At 69.9% G+C, this 25,629-nt stretch carries 20 protein-coding genes; 1 reads left to right on the top strand and 19 read right to left on the bottom strand.

From position 1 onward, the window contains the following. Nucleotides 1–31 precede the first annotated feature (31 nt). Nucleotides 32–631 (top strand): dTDP-4-dehydrorhamnose 3,5-epimerase, encoded by a 600-nt coding sequence (gene rfbC / locus BFF77_RS06860; protein ID WP_066944921.1) that lies wholly within the window; start codon nucleotides 32–34, stop codon nucleotides 629–631. On the opposite strand, the gene BFF77_RS06855 is transcribed toward rfbC, so the two are convergent. The 19 genes from BFF77_RS06855 to BFF77_RS06750 all read right to left on the bottom strand — a co-directional run. Then, entirely contained in the window at nucleotides 604–1,407 is an 804-nt protein-coding gene (locus BFF77_RS06855; protein WP_066944910.1) for an O-methyltransferase, read from the bottom strand. The two genes, rfbC and BFF77_RS06855, sit on opposite strands and share 28 nt — an antisense overlap. Nucleotides 1,408–1,488: 81 nt before the next feature. After that, entirely contained in the window at nucleotides 1,489–2,388 is a 900-nt protein-coding gene (rfbD, locus tag BFF77_RS06850; RefSeq protein WP_079124894.1) for a dTDP-4-dehydrorhamnose reductase, read from the bottom strand. Further along, complete coding sequence (gene rfbB / locus BFF77_RS06845; protein ID WP_066944908.1) at nucleotides 2,385–3,371, bottom strand: dTDP-glucose 4,6-dehydratase; 987 nt, start codon at nucleotides 3,369–3,371, stop codon at nucleotides 2,385–2,387. The genes rfbD and rfbB overlap by 4 nt, the downstream gene beginning before the upstream one ends. Beyond that, nucleotides 3,368–4,435, bottom strand: a complete 1,068-nt coding sequence (locus BFF77_RS06840) for a glucose-1-phosphate thymidylyltransferase (protein WP_066944906.1) — start codon at nucleotides 4,433–4,435, stop codon at nucleotides 3,368–3,370. Before BFF77_RS06840 ends, rfbB begins: the two co-directional genes overlap by 4 nt. A 199-nt stretch (nucleotides 4,436–4,634) precedes the next feature. After that, complete coding sequence (locus BFF77_RS06835) at nucleotides 4,635–5,885, bottom strand: glycosyltransferase family 2 protein (protein ID WP_066944903.1); 1,251 nt, start codon at nucleotides 5,883–5,885, stop codon at nucleotides 4,635–4,637. A gap of 178 nt (nucleotides 5,886–6,063) precedes the next feature. Next, on the bottom strand, nucleotides 6,064–8,145 hold the full coding sequence (locus BFF77_RS06830; RefSeq protein WP_245703292.1) for a hypothetical protein: 2,082 nt from the start codon (nucleotides 8,143–8,145) through the stop codon (nucleotides 6,064–6,066). 154 nt (nucleotides 8,146–8,299) lie between these two features. Then, the gene (locus BFF77_RS06825; protein WP_066944898.1) at nucleotides 8,300–9,805 is read right to left on the bottom strand and encodes a bifunctional cytidylyltransferase/SDR family oxidoreductase; all 1,506 of its coding nucleotides are present in this window, start codon (nucleotides 9,803–9,805) and stop codon (nucleotides 8,300–8,302) included. 294 nt (nucleotides 9,806–10,099) lie between these two features. Continuing rightward, nucleotides 10,100–11,536 (bottom strand): GTPase ObgE, encoded by a 1,437-nt coding sequence (obgE, locus tag BFF77_RS06820; RefSeq protein WP_066944894.1) that lies wholly within the window; start codon nucleotides 11,534–11,536, stop codon nucleotides 10,100–10,102. A 118-nt stretch (nucleotides 11,537–11,654) separates the two neighbouring features. Continuing rightward, nucleotides 11,655–11,912: a 50S ribosomal protein L27 gene (gene rpmA, locus BFF77_RS06815; RefSeq protein ID WP_066944891.1), complete on the bottom strand. Its 258-nt coding sequence runs from the start codon at nucleotides 11,910–11,912 to the stop codon at nucleotides 11,655–11,657. 14 nt (nucleotides 11,913–11,926) lie between these two features. Next, nucleotides 11,927–12,247: a 50S ribosomal protein L21 gene (rplU, locus tag BFF77_RS06810; RefSeq protein ID WP_066944889.1), complete on the bottom strand. Its 321-nt coding sequence runs from the start codon at nucleotides 12,245–12,247 to the stop codon at nucleotides 11,927–11,929. Between the two features lie 284 nt (nucleotides 12,248–12,531). Then, on the bottom strand, nucleotides 12,532–16,716 hold the full coding sequence (locus tag BFF77_RS06805) for an Rne/Rng family ribonuclease (RefSeq protein WP_066944886.1): 4,185 nt from the start codon (nucleotides 16,714–16,716) through the stop codon (nucleotides 12,532–12,534). Between the two features lie 232 nt (nucleotides 16,717–16,948). Then, on the bottom strand, nucleotides 16,949–17,731 hold the full coding sequence (locus BFF77_RS06800) for a TIGR03936 family radical SAM-associated protein (protein ID WP_066944883.1): 783 nt from the start codon (nucleotides 17,729–17,731) through the stop codon (nucleotides 16,949–16,951). A 266-nt stretch (nucleotides 17,732–17,997) separates the two neighbouring features. Then, a complete protein-coding gene (locus tag BFF77_RS06795) occupies nucleotides 17,998–18,531 on the bottom strand; it encodes a GNAT family N-acetyltransferase (RefSeq protein ID WP_066944881.1) in 534 nt (177 codons plus the stop codon). A gap of 759 nt (nucleotides 18,532–19,290) precedes the next feature. Beyond that, nucleotides 19,291–19,767: a hypothetical protein gene (locus BFF77_RS06790; RefSeq protein WP_066944878.1), complete on the bottom strand. Its 477-nt coding sequence runs from the start codon at nucleotides 19,765–19,767 to the stop codon at nucleotides 19,291–19,293. Nucleotides 19,768–19,848: 81 nt separating this feature from the next. Next, nucleotides 19,849–20,073 (bottom strand): DUF397 domain-containing protein, encoded by a 225-nt coding sequence (locus tag BFF77_RS06785; RefSeq protein WP_066944876.1) that lies wholly within the window; start codon nucleotides 20,071–20,073, stop codon nucleotides 19,849–19,851. 675 nt (nucleotides 20,074–20,748) lie between these two features. Continuing rightward, nucleotides 20,749–21,597, bottom strand: a complete 849-nt coding sequence (locus BFF77_RS06775; protein WP_066944870.1) for a helix-turn-helix domain-containing protein — start codon at nucleotides 21,595–21,597, stop codon at nucleotides 20,749–20,751. An 18-nt stretch (nucleotides 21,598–21,615) separates the two neighbouring features. Next, nucleotides 21,616–22,140, bottom strand: coding sequence for a DUF6879 family protein (locus tag BFF77_RS06770; protein WP_066944868.1), 525 nt, complete (start codon nucleotides 22,138–22,140; stop codon nucleotides 21,616–21,618). Between the two features lie 568 nt (nucleotides 22,141–22,708). Beyond that, nucleotides 22,709–24,634 (bottom strand): TIGR03960 family B12-binding radical SAM protein, encoded by a 1,926-nt coding sequence (locus BFF77_RS06755; RefSeq protein WP_107422092.1) that lies wholly within the window; start codon nucleotides 24,632–24,634, stop codon nucleotides 22,709–22,711. Between the two features lie 81 nt (nucleotides 24,635–24,715). Next, nucleotides 24,716–25,629: CHAD domain-containing protein (locus tag BFF77_RS06750; protein WP_141698373.1), on the bottom strand; the 914-nt coding region annotated here is incomplete at its 5' end.

Here is a 25,629-nt window from a genome sequence, read left to right as displayed (position 1 = left end):
CACCGTGCCACCAGAACAAGGACGTGATCACATGCGGCAGCTCTCCGTCGAAGGCGCCTGGGTCCAGGAACCGAAGGTCTTCCAGGACAGCCGTGGCAGCTTCCACGAGTGGTTCCAGGCCTCCGACTTCACCGCGTCGGCCGGCCACACCCTCCGGCTCGCCCAGGCCAACTGCTCGGTGTCCGCCCGTGGCACGCTGCGCGGGATCCACTTCGCCGATGTGCCTCCCGGCCAGGCCAAGTATGTGAAGTGTGTGCGCGGCGCGGTGCTCGACGTCATCGTGGACATCCGGGTGGGCTCTCCCACCTACCGGCGGTGGGAGGCCGTACGGCTGGACGATGTGGACCACCACGCGGTCTGTCTCGCCGAAGGGCTCGGCCACGCGTTCATGGCGCTGACGGACGACGCGACCGTCGTCTATCTGTGCTCCGAGGGATACGCCCCGGGGCGCGAGCACGGCATCGATCCGCTGGATCCGGAGCTCGGCATCGAGTGGCCCCGGGGCATCACTCCGCTGCTCTCCGAGAAGGACGCGGCGGCCCCGACCCTGGCCGAGGCGGAGGCCCGGGGCCTGCTGCCCTCGTACGAGGAGTGCCGGGCGTACTACGCCGAACTGGCGGCCCGCGGCTGATCCCGTACGGCGGGGCCGACCTCGTACGACCGGGGACGGCGCAGATTGCGGGCGCGCGACAGGCCCGTCCAGAATCCGGCGCCGAGCAGCGACTCGGGCCGTACCGCGTTCTTGCGGACCAGCACCTCGTCGGGCACGTTCTGCGGGTCCGGTACGACATACTCCTCGATGATCTTGTCGTACTTGTCCTTCAGTACCGTGCTCTCGGGATTCGCGCCGAAGATGGCCACCACCCCGGTCGGCTCGGTGTCGACATCGACCACCAGCAGATCGGGCCGGAAGCGCCGCAGCACCTGGGCGACCTTGTAGACGTCGCCCGCCCAGAACTTGGTGTGCCGGTCGCGCGCCGCCTCGTCCACGTCGCGCGGCAGCATGTCGTCCAGGACGATCACGCTGGACCAGCGGGAGTGCTTCTCCACGTTCATGAAGTCGCGCAGCGCGTACTCGAACAGGTGCATGCCGTCGATGAACGACAGCTCCAGCCTCGGCTCGCCGCCGAACAGATGGACCGGGTCCCGGCGGGCCAGCGCGCGGAACGGGTTGCGTCCGGTGCGCAGATGGATCAGAGGATCCTTGCGGGCGAAGAAGTCGTCGCTGGTGGCCTTGACCAGATGGACATCGCAGCTGATGTCCGTGACGACCCGGAACGCCGGGTCGACAGCCACCGACGGAACCCGGGACAGTGCCAGGCTGCGCCCGTCATTGACCCCGATCTCCAGATAGTTGCGGGGTTTGTACACACGGTGCAGTTGGCGCAGGAAGCCGTGGCGATCCACGTAAGGGGCCCTTCACTGAGAATCAAAACTGGGGATTGATTCTCAGTGAACTTAGTGGGCACAGAGGTTGTACGTAAACATCTACCGGCCAGTAACACCCGTTTGGCGCTCTGCCGCGACCAGGGCGGGAAAAGCCTCTTCGAGGGCCGCCCGCCACTCCCTGATCGGTTCGATCCCGGCCCGCTTCCACCGCTCGTGTCCCAGCACGCTGTAGGCGGGCCTGGGCGCGGGCCGTACGAAGGCCTCGCTGGTCGTCGGACGGACCCGCTCCGGGTCCGCGCCGAGCAGCCGGAAGATCTCCCGGGTGAAGCCGAACCAGGTCGTCTCGCCGCCGCTGGTGCCGTGGTAGATCCCCGGCTCGGCGGCTCCTTCGAGCGCCGCCCTGCCGAGCCGTACCAGCCGATCCGCGAGATCGCCGGTCCAGGTCGGCTGGCCGCGCTGGTCGTCCACCACGTCGAGGGTGTCCTTGACGGACTCCAGCCTGATCATCGTGCGGACGAAGTTCCCGCCGCCCGCTCCGTACAGCCAGGCCGTACGGACCACGTAGCCCGTCTCCGGCAGGGTGTCGAGCACCGCGTGCTCCCCGGCCAGCTTGGTGCGGCCGTAGGCGCTGCGCGGGCCGGTGGGGTCGTACTCCCCGTAGGGCGTCTGTCCGTCGCCGGCGAAGACGTAGTCCGTGGAGACCTGGATCAGCACGGCGCCCGAGGCGGCGCACGCCTCGGCCAGGACCCGGGGCCCGGTGCCGTTGACCGCCAGCGCCTCGGCCTCCTTGGCCTCGGCGTCGTCCACGGCCGTCCAGGCCGCGCAGTTGACCACCACGGCCGGCGCGTACGTCTCCAGCACGGCACGGACCGCGTCGGCGTCGGTGATGTCCAGCGCGGTACGGTCCGGACCGATCGCGTACTCCCCGGCCGCGGCGAGCCCGGCCAGCAGATCCCGGCCCACCATTCCGCCGGCGCCGGTGACGAGCCAGCCGCTCACAGCGCCGCACGTCCCTTCAGCGGCTCCCACCAGGCGCGATTGTCGCGGTACCAGGCCACGGTCTCCGCGAGGCCCGTGGCGAAGTCCTTGCGGGGCGCGTATCCCAGCTCGGTACGGATCTTGGCGCAGTCGACGCTGTAGCGGCGGTCGTGGCCCTTGCGGTCGGTGACGTACTCGACGCTGGTGTCCCAGTCGGCTCCGCAGGCCTCCAGCAGCAGTCCGGTCAGCTCCTTGTTGGAGAGCTCCGTACCGCCGCCGATGTTGTAGACATCGCCGGCCCGGCCCTTCGTACGGACCAGCTCGATGCCCTGGACATGGTCGTCGATGTGCAGCCAGTCGCGGACGTTGCCGCCGTCGCCGTACAGCGGGACCTTCCTGCCGTCCAGCAGATTGGTGATGAACAGCGGGATGACCTTCTCGGGGAAGTGGTGGTGCCCGTAGTTGTTGGAGCAGCGCGTCACCCGTACGTCGAGGCCGTGTGTGCGGTGGTACGACAGCGCGATCAGATCGCTGGACGCCTTGGCCGAGGAGTAGGGCGAGTTGGGCTCCAGCGGATGGGTCTCCGGCCAGGAGCCCTCGTCGATGGAGCCGTAGACCTCGTCGGTGGAGATGTGCACGAAGGTCTTCACACCGGCGCGGTGCGCGGCGTCGATCAGGGTGTGGGTGCCGACCACATTCGTACGGACGAACTCGGCGCCGCCGTCGATGGAGCGGTCCACGTGCGACTCGGCGGCGAAGTGCACCACCTGGTCGTGCTCGGCCATCAGCTTGGCGACCAGCTCCGCGTCGCAGATGTCGCCCTGGACGAAGGCGAATCCGGGGTGCTCACGGACCGGGTCGAGGTTGGCCGGGTTGCCCGCGTAGGTGAGCTTGTCGAGCACCGTCAGCTCGGCATCGCCGGGGCCCTGGGGCCCGAGGACCGTCCGGACGTAGTGCGAGCCGATGAAACCGGCACCGCCGGTCACAAGAATCCTGTGGGTCATGAGGAGATCTGCACCTTGCTGTGGTCGCCGAGGACGAGTCGATGGGCGGACGGGTTGCGGGGAGCGGGGGTGATCTCGACATCGCGGCCGATCAGCGACGCCTCCACCCGGCGTACACCGGTGAGGGAGGAGCCCCGCAGGACGATGGAGTACTCGATCTCGCTGTCCTCGATCCGGCAGCCCTCGGAGACCGAGGTGAAGGGACCGATGTAGGCGTCGCTGATCACCGTGCCCGCGCCGATGATCGCGGGACCCACGATCCGGCTGCGGGTGACCCGCGCGCCCTCCTCGATCCTGACCCGCCCTATGATCTCCGTCGCCTCGTCCACCGATCCGTCGCGGCACGGCTCGACGGTCTCCAGCACCGAGCGGTTGACCTCCAGCATGTCGGCGACGTTGCCGGTGTCCTTCCAGTACCCGGAGATGGTCGTGGAGCGGACGTCGCGGTCCTGGTCGATCAGCCACTGGATGGCGTGGGTGATCTCCAGCTCACCGCGCCAGGAGGGCTCGATGGAGCGCACGGCCTCATGGACGGCCGGGGTGAACAGATAGACACCGACGAGCGCGAGATCGCTCTTGGGTTCCTCGGGCTTCTCCTCCAGGGCCACCACCCGCCCCTCGGTGTCGAGTTCGGCCACACCGAAGGAGGTCGGGTTGGGCACCTTGGTCAGCAGGATCTGGGCGTCGGGCCGCTCCCGGCGGAAACCGTCGACCAGTCCGGTGATACCGCCGACGATGAAGTTGTCACCGAGGTACATCACGAAGTCGTCGTCGCCGAGGAAGTCACGGGCGATGAGGACGGCGTGCGCCAGCCCGAGCGGCGCGTCCTGCTGGAGATACGTGACCTTTATCCCGAACCTGGAGCCGTCGCCGACCGCCTCGCGGATCTCCTCCGCGGTGTCGCCGACGATGACGCCGACCTCGGTGATGCCCGCCTCCGCGATGGCCTCCAGGCCGTAGAAAAGCACCGGCTTGTTCGCCACGGGCACGAGCTGTTTCGCGGAGGTGTGGGTGATGGGGCGCAGACGGGTGCCCGCCCCGCCGGACAGTACGAGAGCCTTCACGATCCCTATCCCAAGCTGAGATGTCCGATGCTGTCCGGGCGTCGCCCGACAGCATGATTTTACCTACGATTTCCGGTACGGCCCGCCTCTGGACACCTTGACCGGGTAGCGCGGGCCCTGGAGCAGGGCTTGCGCGTGCGCCCCGAGTCATCCCTGCGCGCGGGCCCGTACGGGCGTGCGCAGGCGTATACCGCTGCCCTCAGGACGACGGCAGCGCGTACCGGGTCCACCGGGCCCACCGGGTTCGCACGTGCGTTCGGATTCGCCGGGCCACCCGGATCAGCGGTGATCTGCGCCGGCGCGCGGCCCTGGGCGCCTCGATGCGCTCCAGGCCCGGTCTGCCCACCCAGTCGGGCACGGTGACCTCGTACGAGGCGTCCTTGAGGCCGGTCGAGCGGTCCCCGAAGTGCGGGAAGGCGAGATACGGCGTACGGGCGCGGCCCTTGCGGACCACCTCCGGCTTCGTCTCGGCCTTGACGAAGTCGAGCATGTCCCGGAGCAGATCGAGCCGCCCCAGGGCGACGCACTCCAGCCGCAGCCGCTCGGCGACCTTGATACGCCTGGCCACCTCCGGGGTCCAGTAGCGGGCCATCAGCGGAGCGGCCAGCTCCATCTTGTGGCGCTGGACCTCCTCCGGCTGCCTCATGAGTCCGTGCGCGAACTGCTGGATCAGCCCGACCGTGAAGGGTCTGACCATCAGCCGGTCACGTTTGGGGCCCGGCGGCACCAGTCGGGCGATGAGCGCCATGAGGGCGCCGGTGGCCTCGAACCGCAGCGCGTAACTGCCGGTCCTGGTCACATGCTTGCCGTCGTCGCGGCCCACGAGGTGGTAGCAGGTGTAGTCGGAGATCACCGAGACGCCCTTGCCCCGGATGTACGCCTCCATCGTGAAGAGGGCGTCCTCGCCGGTCCTGAGCGTCTCGTCGAAGCGGAGCCCGAGCCGTTCGAGCAGTTCGCGCCGGAAGAGCTTCTGGGCGCTCAGCGTGAAGATCACCTGCGAGCTGTAGATGTCCACGCGGTCCGCCGTGCGGGTCCACATCGAGCCGGGGGCGCCTCTGTTCACGCCCACGATCTTGCCGAGCACCACATCCGTGGCGGCGCGGTCCGCCATGGTCACCATGCGCTCCAGCGCTTCCTCGCCGAAGTAGTCGTCGGCGTCGAGGAAGAAGACGTAGCGGCCTTCGGCCAGCCCCAGACCCACATTGCGCGGCCCGCTGGGACCGCCCGAATTGGCCTGCCGCACCACTCTGGTCGGGATGGCGGTCCGCGCCGCGAACTTCTCCAGATACTCGCCGGTGCCGTCGGTCGAACCGTCGTCCACGGCGACGATCTCGATCCGGTCGGCGCCTAACGTCTGGGCCTCCACCGATTCCAGGCAGCGGATCAGATAGGGCATCGCCTCGTACGCCCCGACGATCACACTCACATCAGGAACTTGCTTGTCGTTCATCAAAAATCAAGACAATCGGCATCGGATGTTGGTTGTCTTGTCACGATCTCCAGTATCGGTGACGCGCATCACAGTTGGCGTTCGCCGCGCCGGGGAAGTGCTCAACTCCCTTACGGAAAAGGCCCGGCAGCACGTCCGAGGACGCCCTGCCGGGCCATGGACCCGTACGGACCGGGACTCAGCCCCGTACCGGCGAGTCCAGATCGTTGCTCTCGGGAGCGGAGTCGTCCGGCGCCGCGGCCTCCTCGGGCCCCGCCAGGCGCTGTTCCACACCGGTGTTGCGCGCCTGCGCCTTCGCCGCCAGCGTGTGCGCCGCCGCGTTGAACCGCTCGATCGAGGACGGCTCGTCGGGACCGAGCAGATAGCGCTTCAGCTCATGGCGGTCCGCCGCCAGCCGGTCGGCGGACGGATCGGTCACCGCGTCGAGCAACTGGTCCAGTTCCCTGGCGCTGTTGGAGAGGATCACGGCGGCCCGTACGGCGGTGTTCTGCCGCTTGAACTCCTCCGCGCCGAGGCCCGCCGAGTCCGTGACCGCGTACGGCTTGCCGCTGGCGATGAAGTCCGACACCACACTGGAGATGTCGGAGACCATCGCGTCCGACTCGTTGAAGCAGTCGTACAGCCGCGGCTCGGCGCCGGCGATGACACGGTGCTCCCACCAGCCGAAGGAGCGCCAGTACGCGGTGTTCCACTCGTCCCGCAGCCGGGTCAGCTCCGCCTGCCGCGCCGGGTCGGCCTTGGCGTCACGCGACTCCTCCGCCTCGTCCCGGCTCGCGTCCGCCACCGCGGAGAGCTCGCCCAGCCGGGCCTCGATCCGGGCCAGCTCGGCCCGTGCCGTACTCCGCTCGGTGCGCAGCTCCGCGCTCTGCCCGGCCCAGCGGGCATCGGTGGCGCGCTCGGCCGCGGCCTTCTCCACCAGCGCGACGATCCGCTCGTGCACGGCCTTCGCCTTGGCGCTGCGCGTGCCGGTGAAGGGGTGCGGCTTGTAGAGCACCCTGACCGGCCGCTGCGCCGACAGCAGCCGCTTGACGATGTTCTCGCCGGCCAGCAGCAGCGAGGTGTTGCCCGGGCTGTCGTCCCAGCCCTCCCAGGTGGGCGCGTAGAGCACCGTCGGGAGGGGGTGGCGTGTGGAGCCGCTCGCCGGCTCGATCGGAGCGAGCTGCGGACGGCCCACCTCCACGATGTCCTCGTCGCGCACTCCGACATCGGCCAGCGCGTAGCGGTCGCGCCCGGCCCGGCCCGCGGTCCACACCTCGTCGTAGGCCTTGCTGAACGGATTGACGCTGGCGAGCTTGTCGCTGTCGCCGTGTCCGATGAAGACGTGCCGCATGGTCGGGACGCGCAGCATGTGGATGTTCTTGCCGACGTTGGCCGCGTAGAGCGCGACCCGTACGGTCGACAGGTCCAGGTTCATCAGATGGACACCGCCGGGCACACAGAGCACCGGCACCGCCGTCGGACCGAGCTGCTGCGCCATCACCCGCTCACGCAGGACGATCAGCGGCCGTCCTTCGAGCTGGTCCATCGTCTCCAGCCACATGTTGATCTGGTACGCGGACTCCTTGGAGCCGGAGAAGTACAGCATCACGGTCGGCCTGTGGTCGGCCAGCCAGCCGTCCACCGCCTTCAGCACCGTCTCGGCGGACGGTACGAGCCGGCTCGGGCGCAGATACGGCAGCAGGGCCACGACATAGCCGACGGCGAGGAGCACCGAGAGGCCGAGGCCCGCGTAGCCGTAGAGGTTCTTCCCGGTCTCCAGGGCGAGCAGCACTCCCACCATGGCGAAGACATCGAGGTGGAGCACCTTCTCGGCGGAGCGGTTCAGCAGCCACGGCGGCGGCGCGTCCGGGATCCGGATGGCGCCGAGGTCGATGTTGCGGGTGACCACGGGCAGCCTGCGGCGCAGCCTGAGCAGGGTGACGATCGCGCCGTGCGGTGCCTGGAGCCCGTAGAACACCAGCACCGCGACGACGGTCGCGTAGAAGATCCGGTCCTGGCCGAGTCCCGAGCGCGCGACCAGCAGCACCAGCAGCATCTGCCGGATCAGAAAGCGGATCGACAGACCCGCGCGGACCTTGGCCAGCCGGTTCACCAGATAGCTGCCGCGCCGGTGCAGGAAGGTGTCCGTGAGATAGGTCACCGCAGCCGCAGCCGCGAAGAGCCAGAGATGCGGAATTATCGCGGCGAGCATGACGCACGGGAATGCGATTCCCAGGAGTAGTGCGGCTGCCAGCTCTGATCCGCTGCCCACCCGGGCCATGCGAATGGCTGTCGAAATCACGGAAAACCTGCTCCAGACCGTGCCTGCTGTTGATCTTGCAAGGGAATTGTGAAGACGGATCCCACGAACTCGGGCCTCCGTGATTCGCGCGCCGGCGACCACAGAGGCCCATGTCAGAGATTGTCAGGAATTATTACACATCTTCCTGACGGTCCAGTACGGCGGCGAGTGCCTGCTCGAAGTCCGAGGCCTCGGAGGCGCCACGCGTCGGGTCCTGCTGGCGCACGTCGATGACATGGCCGGTCAGCTCGGAGAGCAGCACATCGAGCGAGGTCCTGGCGACGGCCTCGGAGGAGAGCAGCGAACCTTCCGGCTCCTGGCCGAACGCCTTGGTGCGCATCGGTGTCGCGGTGCGCTCGGGATTCACGCAATTGACCCGGATTCCGTCGCCCGCCCATTCGTCGGAAAGGGCCTGGGTGAGATTCACCATGGCCGCCTTCGTGGACGAGTACAGGCTGTATTCGGCGCGGCCTCGGGTGTAACTGCTGGAGGTGTAGAGCAGAAGCTGGCCCTTGGTCTCCGCCAGGTATTTGTACGAGGCACGGGCGATCTGCACCGGCGCGAGATAGTTGACGTTCAGCGCTTCCTGAATGGTGGTGTTGTCCGTCTCGGCCAGCTTGCCGATACGCAGCACACCCGCGGTGTTGATCACGTAGTCGATACGGCCGGTCTCGCCGTAGGCGCGGGAGAGCGCGTCGTCGACATGCTCCGGGTTCTCGACATGCGTACCGGTCGTGGAGCGCCCCAGCGCGTACACCGTGGCGCCGAAGCTCTCGGCGAGCCGGGCGATGTCCGCGCCGATGCCGTACGAGCCGCCGAAGACGACCAGGGTCCTGCCGGCGAGGAGCTCGCGGTAGGAGTCGTCGGAGGACTGCTGGGGCGCGGCGGAGGAGGCGAGCTGGAAGAGCTTGTCGGCGATGAAGACATCGACCGGCTGCGTCACCTTCATATTGAACTCGTCGCCCGCCACGACATGGATCGGCACGTCCGGCAGATACCTCAGCACCACCGAACAGTCGTCGGTCGCCTGGAAGTTGGGGTCGCCGGCGGCGATCTCGTACGCCCTGCGGATGGTGGAGAGCTTGAACGCCTGCGGCGTCTGGCCGCGCCGCAGCCGGGACCGGTCGGGCACGTCCGTGATGAACTCGCCGTCCTCGCCGTGCGTACGGGTCACGATGATCGTGTCCGCGGACGGGATCGCCACGTCCACGGCCTGGTAGCGCTCCAGCGCGTCCACACAGTCCTTGATCACATGCTGGGACAGCAGCGGGCGCACGGCGTCGTGGAAGAGCACATTGCGGTCCTCGCCCTCCGCCAGACCCTCCCCCAGGGCCGCGATGGCACGCTCGGTGGTCTCGTTCCGCGTCGAGCCGCCCTCGATGATCCTGCTGACCTTGGCCAGTCCGGCCTTCGCGACGATCTTCTCCACGTCGGACACATAGCCCGGCGCCATCAGCACGATCACCTCGTCGATCGAGTCGCTCCGCTCGAAGACCGACAGCGTGTGCTCGATCACCGCCTTCCCCGCGATCTTCAGCAACTGCTTCGGGATCGACAGACCCACACGCTGACCTGTGCCGCCCGCCAGGACGACTGCGGTGGTACGGGGCTTCGCGGGCGGCGCGGAAGTTGGAGACACAGAACTGACCTACCTTGCGGGCTCAGAGGATGAGGCGATGGTCCCACCCACGGCAATCCTCTTGCAAGGTGGACCACAGCCCTGCGACATCGGTACGCAACCCCTGATTCACCTGGGAACACTAGTACACCCGCGAACCCGCGCCGGAAGCCGGAGGTGAGGGAAACCACACGAAAGGGGCGGTCACGGCGAAAACGCCATGACCGCCCTGGGACCGCTCCACGCCCGGCCGCCGCTCCGTCCCCGGTCGCGGGAAGGTCCGGCCCGGCCTTCCCGCGACCGGGGACGCACCTCTCAGAAGGGCTCGAACGCGTCGTACTCCTTCTGCGCGTCGTCCCGCTCGGCGTCCCGGTCCCTGCGCCGCTGCGCGGCCGGGCGCGGCGCCTCCAGCCGGTGGTCCTCGCCACGGCGGCCGAGCATCTCCGCACCCGCCATCATCGTGGGCTCCCAGTCGAAGACGACCGCGTCCTCCTCGCCGCCGATGGCCACACCGTCGCCCGCGCGCGCACCGGCCTTCATCAACTCGTCCTCGACACCGAGGCGGTTGAGCCGGTCCGCGAGATAGCCGACGGCCTCGTCGTTGCTGAAGTCGGTCTGGCGCACCCAGCGTTCGGGCTTCTCGCCGCGCACCCGGTAGATCCCGTCGTCCTCCAGGGTGACGGTGAAGCCGGCGTCGTCGACGGCCTTCGGGCGGATGACGATCCTCGTCGCCTCCTCCTTCGGCCGGTCGGCGCGGGCCTTGGCGACGACCTCGGCGAGCGCGAACGACAGGTCCCTGAGCCCGGTGCGGGCCACGGCCGACGCCTCGAAGACACGGTAGCCGCGGCGTTCGAGATCGGGCCGGATCATCTCGGCGAGATCCTGTCCGTCCGGGATGTCGATCTTGTTGAGGACCACGACCCGGGGCCGGTCGCCCAGACCGCCGTACTGCTTCAGCTCCTCCTCGATGACATCGAGGTCGGTGAGCGGGTCGCGGTCGGACTCCAGCGTGGCCGTGTCCAGCACGTGCACGAGCACCGAGCAGCGCTCGACATGGCGCAGGAACTCCAGCCCCAGACCGCGGCCCTGGCTGGCGCCGGGGATCAGTCCGGGCACGTCCGCGATGGTGTAGACGGTCGACCCGGCCGTGACCACGCCCAGGTTGGGCACCAGCGTGGTGAACGGATAGTCCGCGATCTTCGGCTTGGCCGCCGAGAGCACGGAGATCAGCGAGGACTTGCCGGCGCTCGGATAGCCCACGAGCGCCACGTCCGCGACGGTCTTCAGCTCCAGCACCACATCACCGGCCTGGCCCGGCTCGCCGAGCAGCGCGAAGCCCGGGGCCTTGCGGCGGGCCGAGGCGAGCGCCGCGTTGCCCAGACCGCCGCGACCGCCCTCGGCGGCCACATAGGTGGTGCCCTGGCCGACCAGATCGGCGAGTACGGTGCCGTGCTTGTCCAGGACGACCGTGCCGTCGGGCACCGGCAGGACCAGGTCCTGGCCGTCCTTGCCCGAGCGGTTGCCGCCCTCGCCGGGCTTGCCGTTGGTGGCCTTGCGGTGCGGCGAGTGGTGGTAGTCGAGCAGGGTCGTCACGGACTGGTCGACGACCAGGACGACATCGCCGCCACGGCCGCCGTTGCCGCCGTCGGGGCCGCCCAGCGGCTTGAACTTCTCACGGTGTACGGAGGCGCAGCCGTGGCCTCCGCTACCCGCGGCGACATGCAGCTCGACGCGGTCCACGAAGGTGGTCATGGGATTGCCTCCAGTACGTACGGAAATGTCTTCTGTGGAACACGCGAAGGGCGGACCCGCTTCCCGGCCGGGAAGTGAGGTCCGCCCTCGCGAGGAAAACCGCTCTACGGGTGCCTGACTACTCGGCGACCGGAACGATGTTCACGACCTTGCGGCCACGGCTGGTGCCGAACTCCACCGCGCCGGCGTTCAGCGCGAACAGCGTGTCGTCGCCGCCACGGCCGACGCCCGAGCCCGGGTGGAAGTGCGTGCCGCGCTGGCGGACGAGGATCTCACCGGCGTTGACGACCTGACCGCCGAAGCGCTTCACGCCGAGCCGCTGAGCATTCGAGTCGCGCCCGTTCCGAGTGGACGATGCGCCCTTCTTGTGTGCCATGTCTCCTCAGTCCCTTACTTCGCAGCCGCGGGGATACCGGTGACCCTGATCGCCGTGTACTGCTGACGGTGACCCTGGCGACGGCGGTAGCCGGTCTTGTTCTTGTAGCGAAGGATGTCGATCTTCGCGCCCTTGTGGTGGTCCACGACCTCGGCCGTGACCTTGATGCCGTCCAGCACCCACGGGTCGCTGGTGACGGCGTCGCCGTCGACCACGAGCAGGGTCCTGAGCTCCACTGTGTCGCCGACCTTGGCGGTGGAAATCTTGTCAACCTCAACGATGTCACCGACAGCAACCTTGTGCTGGCGGCCACCGCTGCGCACGATGGCGTACACGCGGATCTCACTCTCGCTCGGAACGGAACCCCTGATGCCAGCCGCCCGCACGGGCCGGGGCCCATGACGATCCTGACAGGACGAGCGGCCTCCCCCGGGATCCGGGAGGTGGGTGCTCAGGAGTGGGCGCGCATTGGAACACGCCGAAGGTTTAGAGTACGGGCCGCCTGTGCGGGGGGTCAAACCAGGTCCCCGCGCCGGACGGACCGGTGTGGCGGCCCGTCCGGCGTTCGAGGACCCGTACGGCGACCGGCCGGAGCCGGTACGCCCGTACGGCCGGAGCCCTACTCCTCCGTGGAGGCGCTGACCCCGGACGGCGTCTGCTGTTCCGCCGCCGCGGTCTTCTTGGCCGTCGACTTCGCGGCCGTCTTCTTGGCCGTCGTCGCCTTCTTCGCCGTGGTCGTCTTCTTCACCGCGGTCTTCTTGGCCGTCGTCTTCTTGGCGGCCGTCTTCTTCACGGCGGACTTCTTGGCGGCGGTCTTGCGTGCCGTCTTCTTGGCCGCGGGCGCCTCCTCCGAGGGCTCCGGGGCGTCCGGGGCCTCCGGGGCGTCCTGAGCGTCCGGAGTGTCCTGTGCGGATGCCTCCGCGGGCTCGCCGGGCGCCGTGTCGGGCTTCGCCGACGCCACCACGACGACCGCCGCGTCCTCGGCGCCCGAGGGCGGACCGGCCGGTGCCGTGACCTTGCGGGTCGCCCGGCGGCGGGCGCGCGGGGGTGCCGCCACGGGCGGCTCCTCCGGCGTCTCCTCCACCGTCCGCACCGTCTCCACCGCCGGCGCGGCCTCCGGCTCGGCCGGTACGGGGACGGGCTCGGCGGCGGGCACGACCACCTCGGCCGCGGCCGCGTCGTCCCCGGCCTTCGGCGAACCGGCCGGGGCCGTCGCCTTGCGCGTGGCCCGGCGGCGCGTACGGCCCTTGGGAGCCTCCTCGACGGGCGCCTCAGCCTCGGGCTCGGCCACCTCGGCCACCACCTCGGGCGCCTCGGCCGTCTCGGCCGCGAGCGCCGCCACCGGTGCCTCGGCGGGAGCCTCGGCCGGGGCCTCGGGCTCCACGGCCCTCGGCGAGCCGGCCGGAGCGGTCGCCTTGCGCGACGCACGGCGGCGCGAACGTCCCCGTACGGCGGCCTCGGCCTCCGCCACGCTGCTGAACAGCTCCTCGTCCGGCGCGAAGGCCGGCTCCGCGAGCGCGGCCGGAGCGGCCACCTCCGCGGCCACCTCGGCCTCCGTCTCGCTCTCGGCCTCGGTCTCCGCCGCGAGCCCGGCGAACTCGTGCTCGTGCTCGTGGTCCGCACCGGACACACCGCCACGACCGCGCTTCTTGGAGCGCTTGCCGTTGCCACCGCCACCGGCCGTGGTGGGCTGCTCCATATGGACGATCACACCGCGCCCGTTGCAGTGCACACAGGTCTCGGAGAACGACTCCAGCAGCCCCTGGCCGACCCGCTTGCGGGTCATCTGCACCAGGCCCAGCGAGGTGACCTCGGCGACCTGGTGCTTCGTACGGTCCCGGCCCAGGCACTCCAGCAGCCGCCGCAGCACCAGATCCCGGTTGGACTCCAGCACCATGTCGATGAAGTCGATGACGACGATCCCGCCGAGGTCGCGCAGCCGCAACTGGCGCACGATCTCCTCGGCCGCCTCCAGGTTGTTCCTGGTGACGGTCTCCTCCAGATTGCCGCCCTGTCCGGTGAACTTCCCGGTGTTGACGTCGACCACGACCATGGCCTCGGTCTTGTCGATCACCAGCGACCCACCGCTCGGCAGCCAGACCTTCCGGTCCAGTGCCTTCATGAGCTGCTCGTCGATCCGGTACGTCGCGAAGACATCGGCCTCGCCGGTCCAGCGCGACAGCCGGTCGGAGAGATCGGGGGCGACATGCGTGACATAGCCGTGGATGGTCGCCCACGCCTGCTCGCCGCTGACGATGACCTTGGTGAAGTCCTCGTTGAAGATGTCGCGCACGACCCGGACGGTCATGTCGGGCTCACCGTAGAGAAGCGTCGGAGCGTTGCCGCTCTTCGTCCTCTTCTTGATGTCCTCCCACTGACCCTGGAGCCGTTCGACATCACGGCGCAGCTCGTCCTCGCTGGCGCCCTCCGCGGCCGTACGGACGATGACGCCCGCGTCCTCGGGAACGATCTTCTTGAGGATGGTCTTGAGCCGGGCCCGCTCGGTGTCGGGCAGCTTGCGGCTGATGCCGGTCATCGAGCCCTCGGGCACATAGACCAGATAGCGGCCGGGCAGCGAGACCTGGCTGGTGAGCCGGGCGCCCTTGTGGCCGATCGGGTCCTTCGTCACCTGCACGAGCACCGACTGACCGGACTTGAGGGCGCTCTCGATCCGGCGCGGGCCGTTGGCCATGCCCAGTGCCTCGAAGTTGACCTCGCCCGCGTACAGCACGGCGTTGCGGCCCTTGCCGATGTCGACGAAGGCGGCCTCCATGGACGGCAGTACGTTCTGCACCTTGCCCAGGTAGACATTGCCGACGTAGCTGGTGGCCTGTTCCTTGTTGACGTAGTGCTCGACCAGGACGTTGTCCTCCAGGACACCGATCTGGGTGCGCTCGCCGTTCTGCCGGACGACCATCACACGCTCGACGGCCTCGCGCCGGGCGAGGAACTCCGCCTCGGTGATGATCGGCACCCTGCGGCGGCCCTGCTCGCGTCCCTCGCGGCGGCGCTGCTTCTTGGCCTCCAGGCGCGTCGAGCCCTTGATGGACTGCACCTCGTCGGCGCCGGTGCCGGGCTCGGTGTCCTTGCCGCGCCGCTCACGCGGCTCGCGGACCTTGACGACCGTACGCTCCGGATCGTCACCGCCCGACTCGGCCTCGGCCGCGCCGTCACCGCTGCGACGGCGGCGGCGACGGCGGCGACGGCTGCTGGAGGAGCCGCCCCCGGAGGACTCGGCGTGGTCCGCGCCCTCGGCGTCGTCGTGCTCCTCGTCGTCCGCGTCGCCGTCGCTGTAGTCGGCGGACTCGGCGGACTCGTCGTGCTGCTCGTCGGTGGTCTCGTCGGCCTCGGCGGACTCGCCACGGCGACGGCGACGGCCGCCGCGGCGACGGCGGCGCGAGGGACGGTCCTCGTACTCGTCGGAGTCGTCGCCGTCGGCGGACTGCTCCGCGTCGGTCCCGGCCTCGTCCACGGAGTCACGGGCGTCGCGCGGCAGCTCCTCGGCGACCGGCGCGCTCTCCACCGGCTCGGCGGACTCACCGCGGCGGCGGCGCCTGCGACGGCCCGACGGCTCCGGCGCGGCGACGGGCTCGGCCGCCGCCACGGTCCCGGCCTCGTGGTCGAGGTCCTGGTCCTGGTCGAGATCGAGGTCGGCGTCGGCGGAGTAGTCGGTGTCGTAGGCGTCGTCGTACGCGGGCCGGCCCGCTGCCGCGGCGGCTGCCGCGGTCTCCGGCGTCTGGAACATGGGCTCGGTGAAGACGGGCGCCTGGAAGACGGCCACGGCGGGCCGGGTGGCACGGCGGCGCGAGCGCTCGGGCGCCTCGGCGGGCTCCACGGCGGACACGGCCGGAGCCCCGCCCACAGGCTCGGGAGCGCTGGTGGCGGTGGTCTCCGGCGCGGTGGCCCTGCGACGCGTACGGCCACGGCTCGCGGCCTTCTCGGCGGCCTGGACGTGCTCCTCGTCGGCGCTGATCTGCGCGACCACGTCCTGCGGCAGGCCCTCGCCCTCCTGGCTGCCGCCCTCGTCGCCGCCCGGCGCGCCGGCGGGCGCGGTGGCCCTGCGGGTGGCGCGACGGCGCGTACGGGTGGCGGGCTTGGGCTCGGGCTCCACGGACTCGGGCTCCTCGGCCGGGCCCTCCTCGGCGGCGGCCTCGACGGCCTCCGGCTCGGGCACGACGATCTCGGGCACGACGATCTCGGGCACGGCGGCCTCGGAGGTGGCGGCCTCGGGCGCGGTGGCCCTGCGGGTGGCACGGCGGCGCGTACGCGGCGGCGCGGCCTCCTCGGCCACAGCCGTCCCGGCACCGTCGGTGCCCTCGGCACTCTCGGCGCTCTCCTGCGTCTCGGCAGGCTCGGCGGTCTCGACCGGCGCCGCTGCCTTGCGTGTGGCACGGCGGCGCGCGCGCGGCGGCGCGGCCTCCTCGGCCACAGCCGTCCCGGCGCTCTCCGCCGACGGAGCCGTCCCGGCCGTCACCTCGGGCGCGACCGCCTCAGGCACGGCCGCCTCGGGCGCCGCCGCCTTGCGGGTCGCGCGGCGGCGCGTACGCGGCGGCGCGGGCTCCTCGGCCACGGCGTCCGCCACAGCCGCCTCGGCGGCCGGTACGGCCGGCACGACGGTCTCGGCCACGCTCACGGCGTCGCCGCTCCCGGCACCTGCGGCCGGCGGCCCGGCGGGCCGGGAGGCGGCCCGCCGCCTGCGGCGCGGCGGCAGCGTGTCGCTGGGAGTGTCGTTCCCAGCGTTGTTGTCGTTGTTGTTGTCGTAGTCGGGGTTCCCGGGGTTTCCGGGTTCGGTGGGCTCAAGCATGCGGGGGTTTCTCCCGTCACGCTCCCGGGCGCCGCGCCTGGATCCGGTCCGGCCGCGGCCCGCGCAGTGCGCGAATGCCGCCGTCCGGGGCGCGGGCGCCGCACGGGAGCTGTTATGTCTGGCTCGCCGGTTCCCTGCGCGATGTACGCACGGCCTGGCGAAAGTCTTCTGGTCAGTGCGCGGCCCGACCCAGGTGGCTCCCGAGTCCCAGAGCTGCGCTACAACGACCGCCCTACGCGGAACCTGCACCTTCCGGCGCCTTCGCGGCGGCGAGTACGGCGGCCGTGGATGAGGCGGGCCGGACTGCCTCGCGGTCGGGCGCGAGCGGGTCGGTCACCGTGCCGGTCTCCTCGTCGAAGAGCCCCTGCGCCAGCCTGGTCACCGCTGCGGGGACCGGCGGCGCCAGGTCGGCCACAGCTCGGAGACCGGACAGGACGTCGTCGGGTCGGACGGCGGGTGTTGCGTGCCGTACAACCAGCCGCAGTATCGCACAGGGCCCGTCCCCCGGCCTATCAGCCTGTGGAGGAGCGGACTCCAGGGTCACCACGGCACTCCGTGCGTCGAAGGTCCGCAGACCGTTCTTCGTACGGCGTTCCACCTCGACCGACTCGGCGGCGAGAAAGGCCCGCACGGCCTCTTCGGCCCGCTGCGGCTCGACGCCGTCCAGCCGCAGCTCCCAGACGGAAGCGGTCAGCCGGTCGGCGAGCCCCGACGTACGGGCCTCGACGGCGTCGACGATGTCGAGTCCGGCCGGCAGCGACTCGTCCAGCAGCTCACGCAGCTTGTCCGGGTCGCGCGCCTCCACCAGGGCGATCTCCAGGAACTCGGCCTCACTGCCCGTGCCGGTGGGTGCGGCATTGGCGTACGAGACCTTCGGGTGCGGGGTGAACCCCGCCGAGTACGCCATCGGTACATCGGCGCGGCGCAGCGCCCGCTCGAAGGCGCGCTGGAAGTCACGGTGGCTGGTGAACCGGAGGCGCCCGCGCTTGGTGTAGCGCAGTCGGATGCGCTGCACCGCCGGTGCGGGTGGTGGGCCTTCGGGCTGTCGCTTGCCCAGTGCTTCTTCTCCTCGGTGCGGGCGGTACGCGGTGACGCGCCGCCCTCGGACGTGGGGTGACCCCCGGGTCCCGGCTCAGCCCCGCTTCCGCAAGGAGATCTCGGGTGCGGGCTCCGCGCCGGGGACGATCGTTGTACTACCCAGAGTACGCGTAAGGCCCTCCGACAGTTCCCCGGCCTTCCGCGGGGGACGTGCCGTGACCGACAGGACACCCGCGGGACGCGTCAGACGGCCGGCCCGATCCAGAAGCGCAGTTTTCCTCCGCGCTCGTCCTCCAGCACTCCGCCCGCCGCCTCGATCACCTTGCGCGAGGCGGTGTTCGTGGTGTCGCACGTGACGAGGACGGACTCGATACCGAGCCCGCGCGCGACCGGGACGGCCGCGGCCAGCATCGCGGTCGCGTGGCCGCGCCGACGGGCACTGGGACGTACGGCATAGCCGATGTGGCCGCCCAGTTCACGCAGAAAGGGGTTGAGGCGGTGGCGGATGGCGAGGCGGCCGAGAAAGGTGTCGCCGTCGACGTACCAGAGCGTGGTGTTGGGCACCCAGCCGGCGACACGCGGAGTCTCCTCCAGCGGCTCGGCGTTGAGCCGGTCCACATAGGCCGCGAAGACCTCGGGCCGGTGCCAGCTCGCCGCGAACTCCTCCATCTCGTGGAGAAGCAGGGCCCGTTCGCCCGCGCCCTCCGCCACGAACTCCGCCATCGCGTCGAGGAAGGAGGCCTGGACCCGTACGTCGGGAGCGATGAACCGGGGCATTGGCCCATTGTGCCGCCGCCCGCGCGCGCCCGCGCACGGATTACGCCCGCGCACGGATTGCCCGTGCCCCGGGCGCGGCTGTGCCAAAGGCGAGGGGGCCGCCGGCACCACGACCGTCGTCCCGGCGTTCGAGGCGCACTCACCGCGCGTGCGCGCCGAAGGGGCCTCGGTCCTCGGACCTCGGCCCCCTCGGGACATCCTCCGCCTCGCCGGACCGACCCGGCCCGGCCCGGCTCCCGGCTCTCGTCAGCGCGCCTTCGCACCGGCCCCGGCGTCGACCACCGTCAGCGGCAGCAGCACCGAATCAGCCCGTCATCCTGACCGTGTTCGAGATGAGGCGGCTTGCCCACAGTGCGGCAGAGCTGATGATGCTGTCTTCCACCCTTCAGACGGACGGCATCCAACGAAAACTCCTGTCCGGTCCCCTTCAAGGTGTGTACGACCCGAACGGGGCGGGTGCCATCGTGCTCGCCGTCAGCGCAGAGGTGGAGCGGGAAGGCATCCGGGAGAAGACCTTGGAAAAGGGCTGGGGCTGCGGACCGCAAGGGCAACATCGGTGGGCGTACATCCGTTGTGAACGACGACAAGCTCGCCGTAGCCCTGCCCGGCACGCCAAGGGGGGCAGTGTCACAGCCATCACCAAGGCCCTGGGAATCGGCCGTGCCACGTTACCGCCACCTCGGAGAGAGCGCCTGAGACAAGCGCACACGACCCCAGGCAGGCCCCCGGCATCACGTCGAAGCTGCCGCCATGTACCCGTCACGCACGCCTCTGCCGGGCGGGGCACGGCAGCTCGGGATCAGCACGGTTCGGCGAGCACGTCACCAGGGCGACGGAGTAGAAGACCGTGCCCTTCAGGTAATGGCCGCGTGATACGTCTCCTCCCCAGGCCAGTCGCTCGACTGCGGACCTCACCAGGAAAACCAGCCTGGTCACTTCCCGATCCTGCTCAGAGGCGAAGCGGGGCGCGAACTCCGTGAGCTGGAGGCCTAACCACTCGCCGGCCTCCTTGGGCTCCTCCCATGTCCCCCTGATCAGCGAGGGCGGTTTCATGAGCCAGTGCGCCGTCTGAATCGGAGGGAGGTCGGTAGTGGGGAAGACTGCCACGGCTTCGCGGTACCGGTCGTGCACCTCTTGCTCGCTGGTCGCCGCTGGGCCCTGGCCGGGCGGTCTGCGGACGCTTTCCATGTCGAACGTTTTCTTCTCCCCCACCCATGCGTAACCGTGGTGGTGCACCGCTGCTCCGTTCCGAGAGATGACGACGGCCCCGCCCGTCGGCGCGAGGGGCAGGGCCGTCAGTTCAGGTGGTGCCGTGGATCAGGCGGAGAGGTCGAAGCAGGCGAGGTCGATGCCTGCCGCCTTCAGCTCGGCCGTGGTGAAGCGCAGCGGCTCGATGTCCGGGCGCTTGCTGTCACCCATGGCCCACGCGTCCGGCCCGATCTTCGCGAGGGTCACGCACGCCTCACCGTCGGGGTGAGTGCTGCCGCCACAAGCCTTCGAGAACTCAGCTCCCTCGATGGGGAGCCCGTACAGCTCGGTCATGGTTGTGCCCTTCCTGATCTGCTGACGGCCCAGAGAGGGCCGTCCCCCGCCCGTAGCGGACGGAAGTCCTGGAGTGGACGCCCCGGCTTCCCTAAGTCCGGAGTGATGCCCTCGCTGCTCAGGGCGGCACTCCAGTCAAGGAGCGGACCGGGGGAGAACCTGAGCACGTCAGCCCGGACGGGACACCTCCTGTCCCTGTTCAAGCCTTCTCCGGTCGGGGGTCCACCTGTCCCGCGAGGAGAGCGGCAGTGACAGGATTCTGTGAGAACCAAGGGCGCTGAGGGCACCCGCAGCGCCGAGCGCAGCGAGTGCCGCACGTATGGACTCCGTCGCGTCCGTCGCCTGAGCTCTGGTGTCCCTCCACGTCTGCATGTCCATCAGTGGCCGGTCCCGTGCATCCGAAGCAGGATGTTGCAGTCAGCGACCGTGGTGCTGTCGTGCTCCATCCCGGCCGCCTTCCGGAGCCGGCCGAGCCGCGCGCACTCGGGGCACCCGGGTACCGGACGGGGCGCAGGGCGCTCCTCCCGGAGCGGCAGCTCCACCGGCACTTCCTGCCATCGCGTGGGTTCTGTCCTCGTCACTGTCGCGCACTCCCTGTCGCTTCCGAGGTCGATGAACAGACCGTAGGGAGCGGCGTTATGAGGGGTCCACGCGGTTGCACGCGGTTGCACGGATTCACCCGAGGGTGGCGAGAGCCTTCGTGATCAGGGCGCGGGCTTCGGCTCCGCGCACTGCGGATCGAGACAGCTCGGAGAAGGCTCGGAGGTACGTACGGATCTCGCCGGGCGTGGTCAGGTTGATCTCTGCGGTGAGAGTCTCCACCGCCACCTGTTGATCGTCGAAGGCATAGAAGGCTTCGAGCGGCCAGACGGTACGGCGTGCCCGTGCGGGGATGATGCCGAGGGATACGTTCGGCTGTCCCATCACCGAGAGCACGTGGTCAAGCTGGGCCGCCATCGCGGCATCGTCGCTCACCCGGTAGTAGAGAACCGTCTCTTCGAGCACCAGGGCGAACCGATGGTCCCCCTCCCGGATCACGCGGGACCGTCGGGTCCGAGCCCGCACGGCGTCAGCCACGTCGTCCGGTGTTCCCTGGAAGGCCGTGATGGACCGTAGAAGCCCCGTCGCGTAGCCGGGAGTCTGGAGCATCCCCGGCATGACGTTCGACGCGTAGACGCGAAAGGAGCGGGTCCGCTGGTACAGCGGGACGGTCTGCTCATGAACGCGCCGCATCCCGTCGCGGTGGATCTGCCGCCACTCGACGTACATCGACTCCGCGTTTCGGGACGCGGCGATCAGATCGGCGGCGTGATCGTCGGCCCCGCAGGCTGTGCACCAGGCACGGATGTCAGCGTCCGAGGGGGGCGTCTTGCCGCGCGCGATCCGGGATGATTTCGACTTGTGCCAGCCGCACCGAGCGGCCAGCTCATGCCCCGTCAGGCCAGCGTCTTGCATAAGGCCCTGCAAACGGGCTGCCACAGCGGCTCGTGCCGCTTGGGCGCTGGAAAGTGGAGAGGAAGGCATGAGCTGACCGGTCAGGAATCAGACGGTGTACTTCTCGTGCGGGATGGCTCGCTCCCACACCGCTTCGAACGCCGACGCGCACAGCTCGACTGCGGCGGGGTCTTCCGTCTGGTCGGTGTGGACCCACCGGCCGACGCCGTCGAAGACGTTGAACTGGACAAGGCGGCCGTCGAACAACCAGAAGTCGTTGCCCGGCAGAGCGAGGTCCGAGGTGCTGCGCCGGGGCAGCCAACGAATCAGTTCTCCGGCCGCCACGTTCGTGAAGGTGCCCGAGTGCTCGAAGGCGATGTAGTCGCTGACCGGCTCCGAGACGATGCGGGCACGTCGAATCACAACGCCCTTGGCCGTGACCTCCTGAACGAGGTCGAGCCAGGGACGCCACCAGGAACCCCGGTCCTCCGGGTCGAGCCGGCGCCCTTGCTTCCACGCGGCGAAGCCTTCGATCTCGTTCTCGACGCCGTACGTGTCGCGCATCTCAAGATGCACGGCTGACTCCCGCACCGACCTGATGAGGTCAGAGAAGTCAGTCAGACTCTGCGACACGGAGCGCCTCCCTGAGAAGCGGGATCATCCGCTTCGGAACCCTGATCACCGACTCGTGTCCGGGGATCGACACATCCCGCGAGCTCTCGCCCGTGGTCCGCTCGTCTGCCGTCCACCCCTGGATCACAAGATCCTTCGACTCCTGGTCCACCCACACAGCGGGTGATCCGTGATCTCCGGACTCGGGATCTTTACCGACGAACCGTAAGGCCATGGTGTCCCTCCCTGTTGAGCGCGTTGCGCCTGGTTGCACAGCCTTCACTCTGTCGGAACCTGCGCGTCAAAAGGGTGTGTTCACCCCGATCCGACCCGATGCTGTTCATCGGCGCAACGCAGAGTGCGCCCGGACCTTTACGGCCCGGACGCCTCTCGCCGGCTACACCCACTCGACCGCCGAGACGTTGGCCGGATCTTGCCGAGGAGCAGGGAGCGGCGTGCGCCGCACAGGGCGGGAAGCCAGCTCGCGCTCCTTCGTCCCCAGCCCCCGAAGGACCTCGGCACGCTCTGCCTCGTTCGTGCCGGCGAGCATCTCAGCCATCCCCTGGACGGCATCACTGCTCGTCACGGCCTACTTCTTGACCGTCAGCGGCAGCAGCTTCTTGCCCGTCGGGCCGATCTGGATGTCGAGATCGAGCTGCGGGCAGACGCCGCAGTCGAAGCACGGCGTCCAGCGGCAGTCCTCGACCTCGGTCTCGTCCAGCGCGTCCTGCCAGTCCTCCCAGAGCCAGTCCTTGTCGAGACCGGAGTCCAGGTGGTCCCAGGGCAGGACCTCCTCGTAGGTGCGCTCGCGGGTCGTGTACCAGGCGACATCCACGCCGTACTCGGGCAGCGTCTTGTCCGCGCACGCCATCCAGCGGTCGTACGAGAAGTGCTCGCGCCAGCCGTCGAACCGGCCGCCGTCCTCGTACACCGCGCGGATGACCGCGCCGACGCGCCGGTCGCCGCGCGAGAGGAGGCCCTCCACGATGCCGGGCTTGCCGTCGTGGTAGCGGAAGCCGATCGAGCGGCCGTACTTCTTGTCGCCGCGGATCTTGTCGCGGAGCTTCGCGAGCCGCGCGTCGGTCTCCTCGGCGCTGAGCTGCGGCGCCCACTGGAACGGCGTGTGCGGCTTGGGCACGAAGCCGCCGATCGAGACCGTGCAGCGGATGTCGTTCTGCCCGGAGACCTTCCGGCCCTCGGCGATGACCTTGACGGCCATGTCACCGATCTGGAGGACGTCCTCGTCGGTCTCGGTCGGCAGACCGCACATGAAGTACAGCTTCACCTGACGCCAGCCGTTGCCGTAGGCCGTGGAGACCGTACGGATCAGGTCCTCCTCCGAGACCATCTTGTTGATGACCTTGCGCATGCGCTCGGATCCGCCCTCGGGCGCGAAGGTCAGCCCGGACCTGCGGCCGTTCCTCGTCAGCTCGTTGGCCAGATCGACATTGAACGCGTCGACACGGGTCGACGGCAGGGAGAGACCGACCTTGTCCGCCTCGTACCGGTCGGCGAGCCCCTTGGCGATGTCACCGATCTCGCTGTGGTCGGCGGAGGAGAGCGAGAGCAGACCGACCTCCTCGAAGCCGGTCGCCTTCAGGCCCTTCTCGACCATCTCGCCGATCCCGGTGATGCTCCGCTCGCGCACCGGGCGCGTGATCATGCCCGCCTGGCAGAAGCGGCAGCCGCGCGTACACCCGCGGAAGATCTCCACGGACATCCGCTCGTGGACGGTCTCCGCGAGCGGTACGAGCGGCTGCTTCGGGTAGGGCCACTCGTCCAGGTCCATGACGGTGTGCTTGGACACCCGCCACGGCACACCGCTCCTGTTCGGTACGACACGGCCGATACGGCCGTCCGGCAGATACTCGACGTCGTAGAAGCCGGGCACATAGACCCCGCCGGTCCTGGCGAGCCGCAGGAGAACCTCCTCGCGCCCGCCGGGACGGCCCTCCGCCTTCCAGCCCCGGACGATCTCGGTGATCTCCAGGACGGCCTGCTCGCCGTCGCCGATCACCGCGCAGTCGATGAACTCCGCGATCGGCTCGGGATTGAAGGCCGCGTGACCGCCCGCGAGGACGAGGGGATGGTCGACGGTACGGTCCCGGGCCGCCAGCGGGATGCCCGCGAGGTCCAGGGCGGTGAGCATATTGGTGTAGCCCAGCTCGGTGGAGAAGCTCAGCCCGAAGAGGTCGAAGGCGGAGACCGGGCGGTGCGAGTCCACCGTGAACTGCGGCACCCGGTGCTCGCGCATCAGCTCTTCGAGGTCCGGCCAGACGCTGTACGTACGCTCGGCGAGCACGCCCTCGCGCTCGTTCAGCACCTCGTAGAGGATCATGACGCCCTGGTTGGGCAGCCCGACCTCGTAGGCGTCCGGATACATCAGCGCCCAGCGGACGTCGCACGCGTCCCAGTCCTTGACGGTGGAGTTCAGCTCGCCGCCCACGTATTGGATCGGCTTCTGCACATGCGGGAGCAGGGCTTCGAGCTGCGGGAAGACCGATTCAGGCATCACGGATCTTTCGTGGACCGACAGTGGATCGACAGGAGACCGGCGGTGGGCCGACACGGCTGGCCATCCAGACTACCCCGGCGCTCAGCCGGTCAGATCCGCCCTCAGCCTCGGTGCGGACGCCCGCTCCCACACCTGCGGCAGCTCCCGCTCCCGGCCCGCGGCCCGGCCCTCCTCATGGCCGTGCAGCAGCCCCCAGGTGAACGCGGACTCGCCCGCCGCGTGGGCGTGGACACCGAGGTCACGGAGGGCGTCACGGGCCACCACACTGTCCTGGTGATCGCCGAGCACGGTCTGTACGGCCTTCATCCGCCCGGCGAACCGCCGGGCGGGCCCGCCCAGTGCGGGCCGGGCCGCCTCGGCCGCGTAACGGACGCGTTTGGCCGCCTTGCGGGCGTTGTGGAGGGCGATGTCCCGCTCCTCGCCCGGCGGGAGCTCCAGCGCCTGTTCGACGCGGCCCGCGAGCCGCCCGTAGTCCTTGAGGATCGCCGCGGGCAGCACCTTCCCGGGCCGCTTCGCCGCGGCCGGCCGCAGCGGCGGATCCGCGAGCAGCGCGTCGAGGCTGTCCAGCAGGGCCAGATACCGCTCGCTGTCGAGGACGGCGACGGTCCTGCTCCGCGAGCCCGCGCGGCGGCCGGCGTTCCAGATCGTGAGGCGGGCGCGCACCGGGCCGAGCAGCAGTGTCCCGGGCAGTTCCCCGATCCGGGAGAGCAGCCGTTCGTTGAGGACCTCCTGGTCACGGTCGACGCCGAGCTCCGCCGCGAGCCACTTCAGCTCCTCGCCGATGGGATCGGTCACGGACCGGTCGACGACCTTGCCGTACGTACGGAACGCGGAGCGCATCCGGCGGGTGGCGACGCGCAGCTGGTGCACGGAGTCCGGCAGATCGCGGCGGACGGCGGGATCCTGGGCGACGATCGCGTCGGCCTGGGCGCGCAGATAGGCGAGCACATGCTCGGCGGCGGTGGCCGGCCCCTCGCCGCCGAGCATGTGCTCGC

Origin of the sequence: Streptomyces lushanensis (assembly GCF_001700515.1) — a bacterium.
GTDB lineage: Bacteria > Actinomycetota > Actinomycetes > Streptomycetales > Streptomycetaceae > Streptomyces > Streptomyces lushanensis.
Note: the sequence above shows the minus strand (reverse complement) of the source record. Positions and strands in the feature narration are given on the sequence as shown.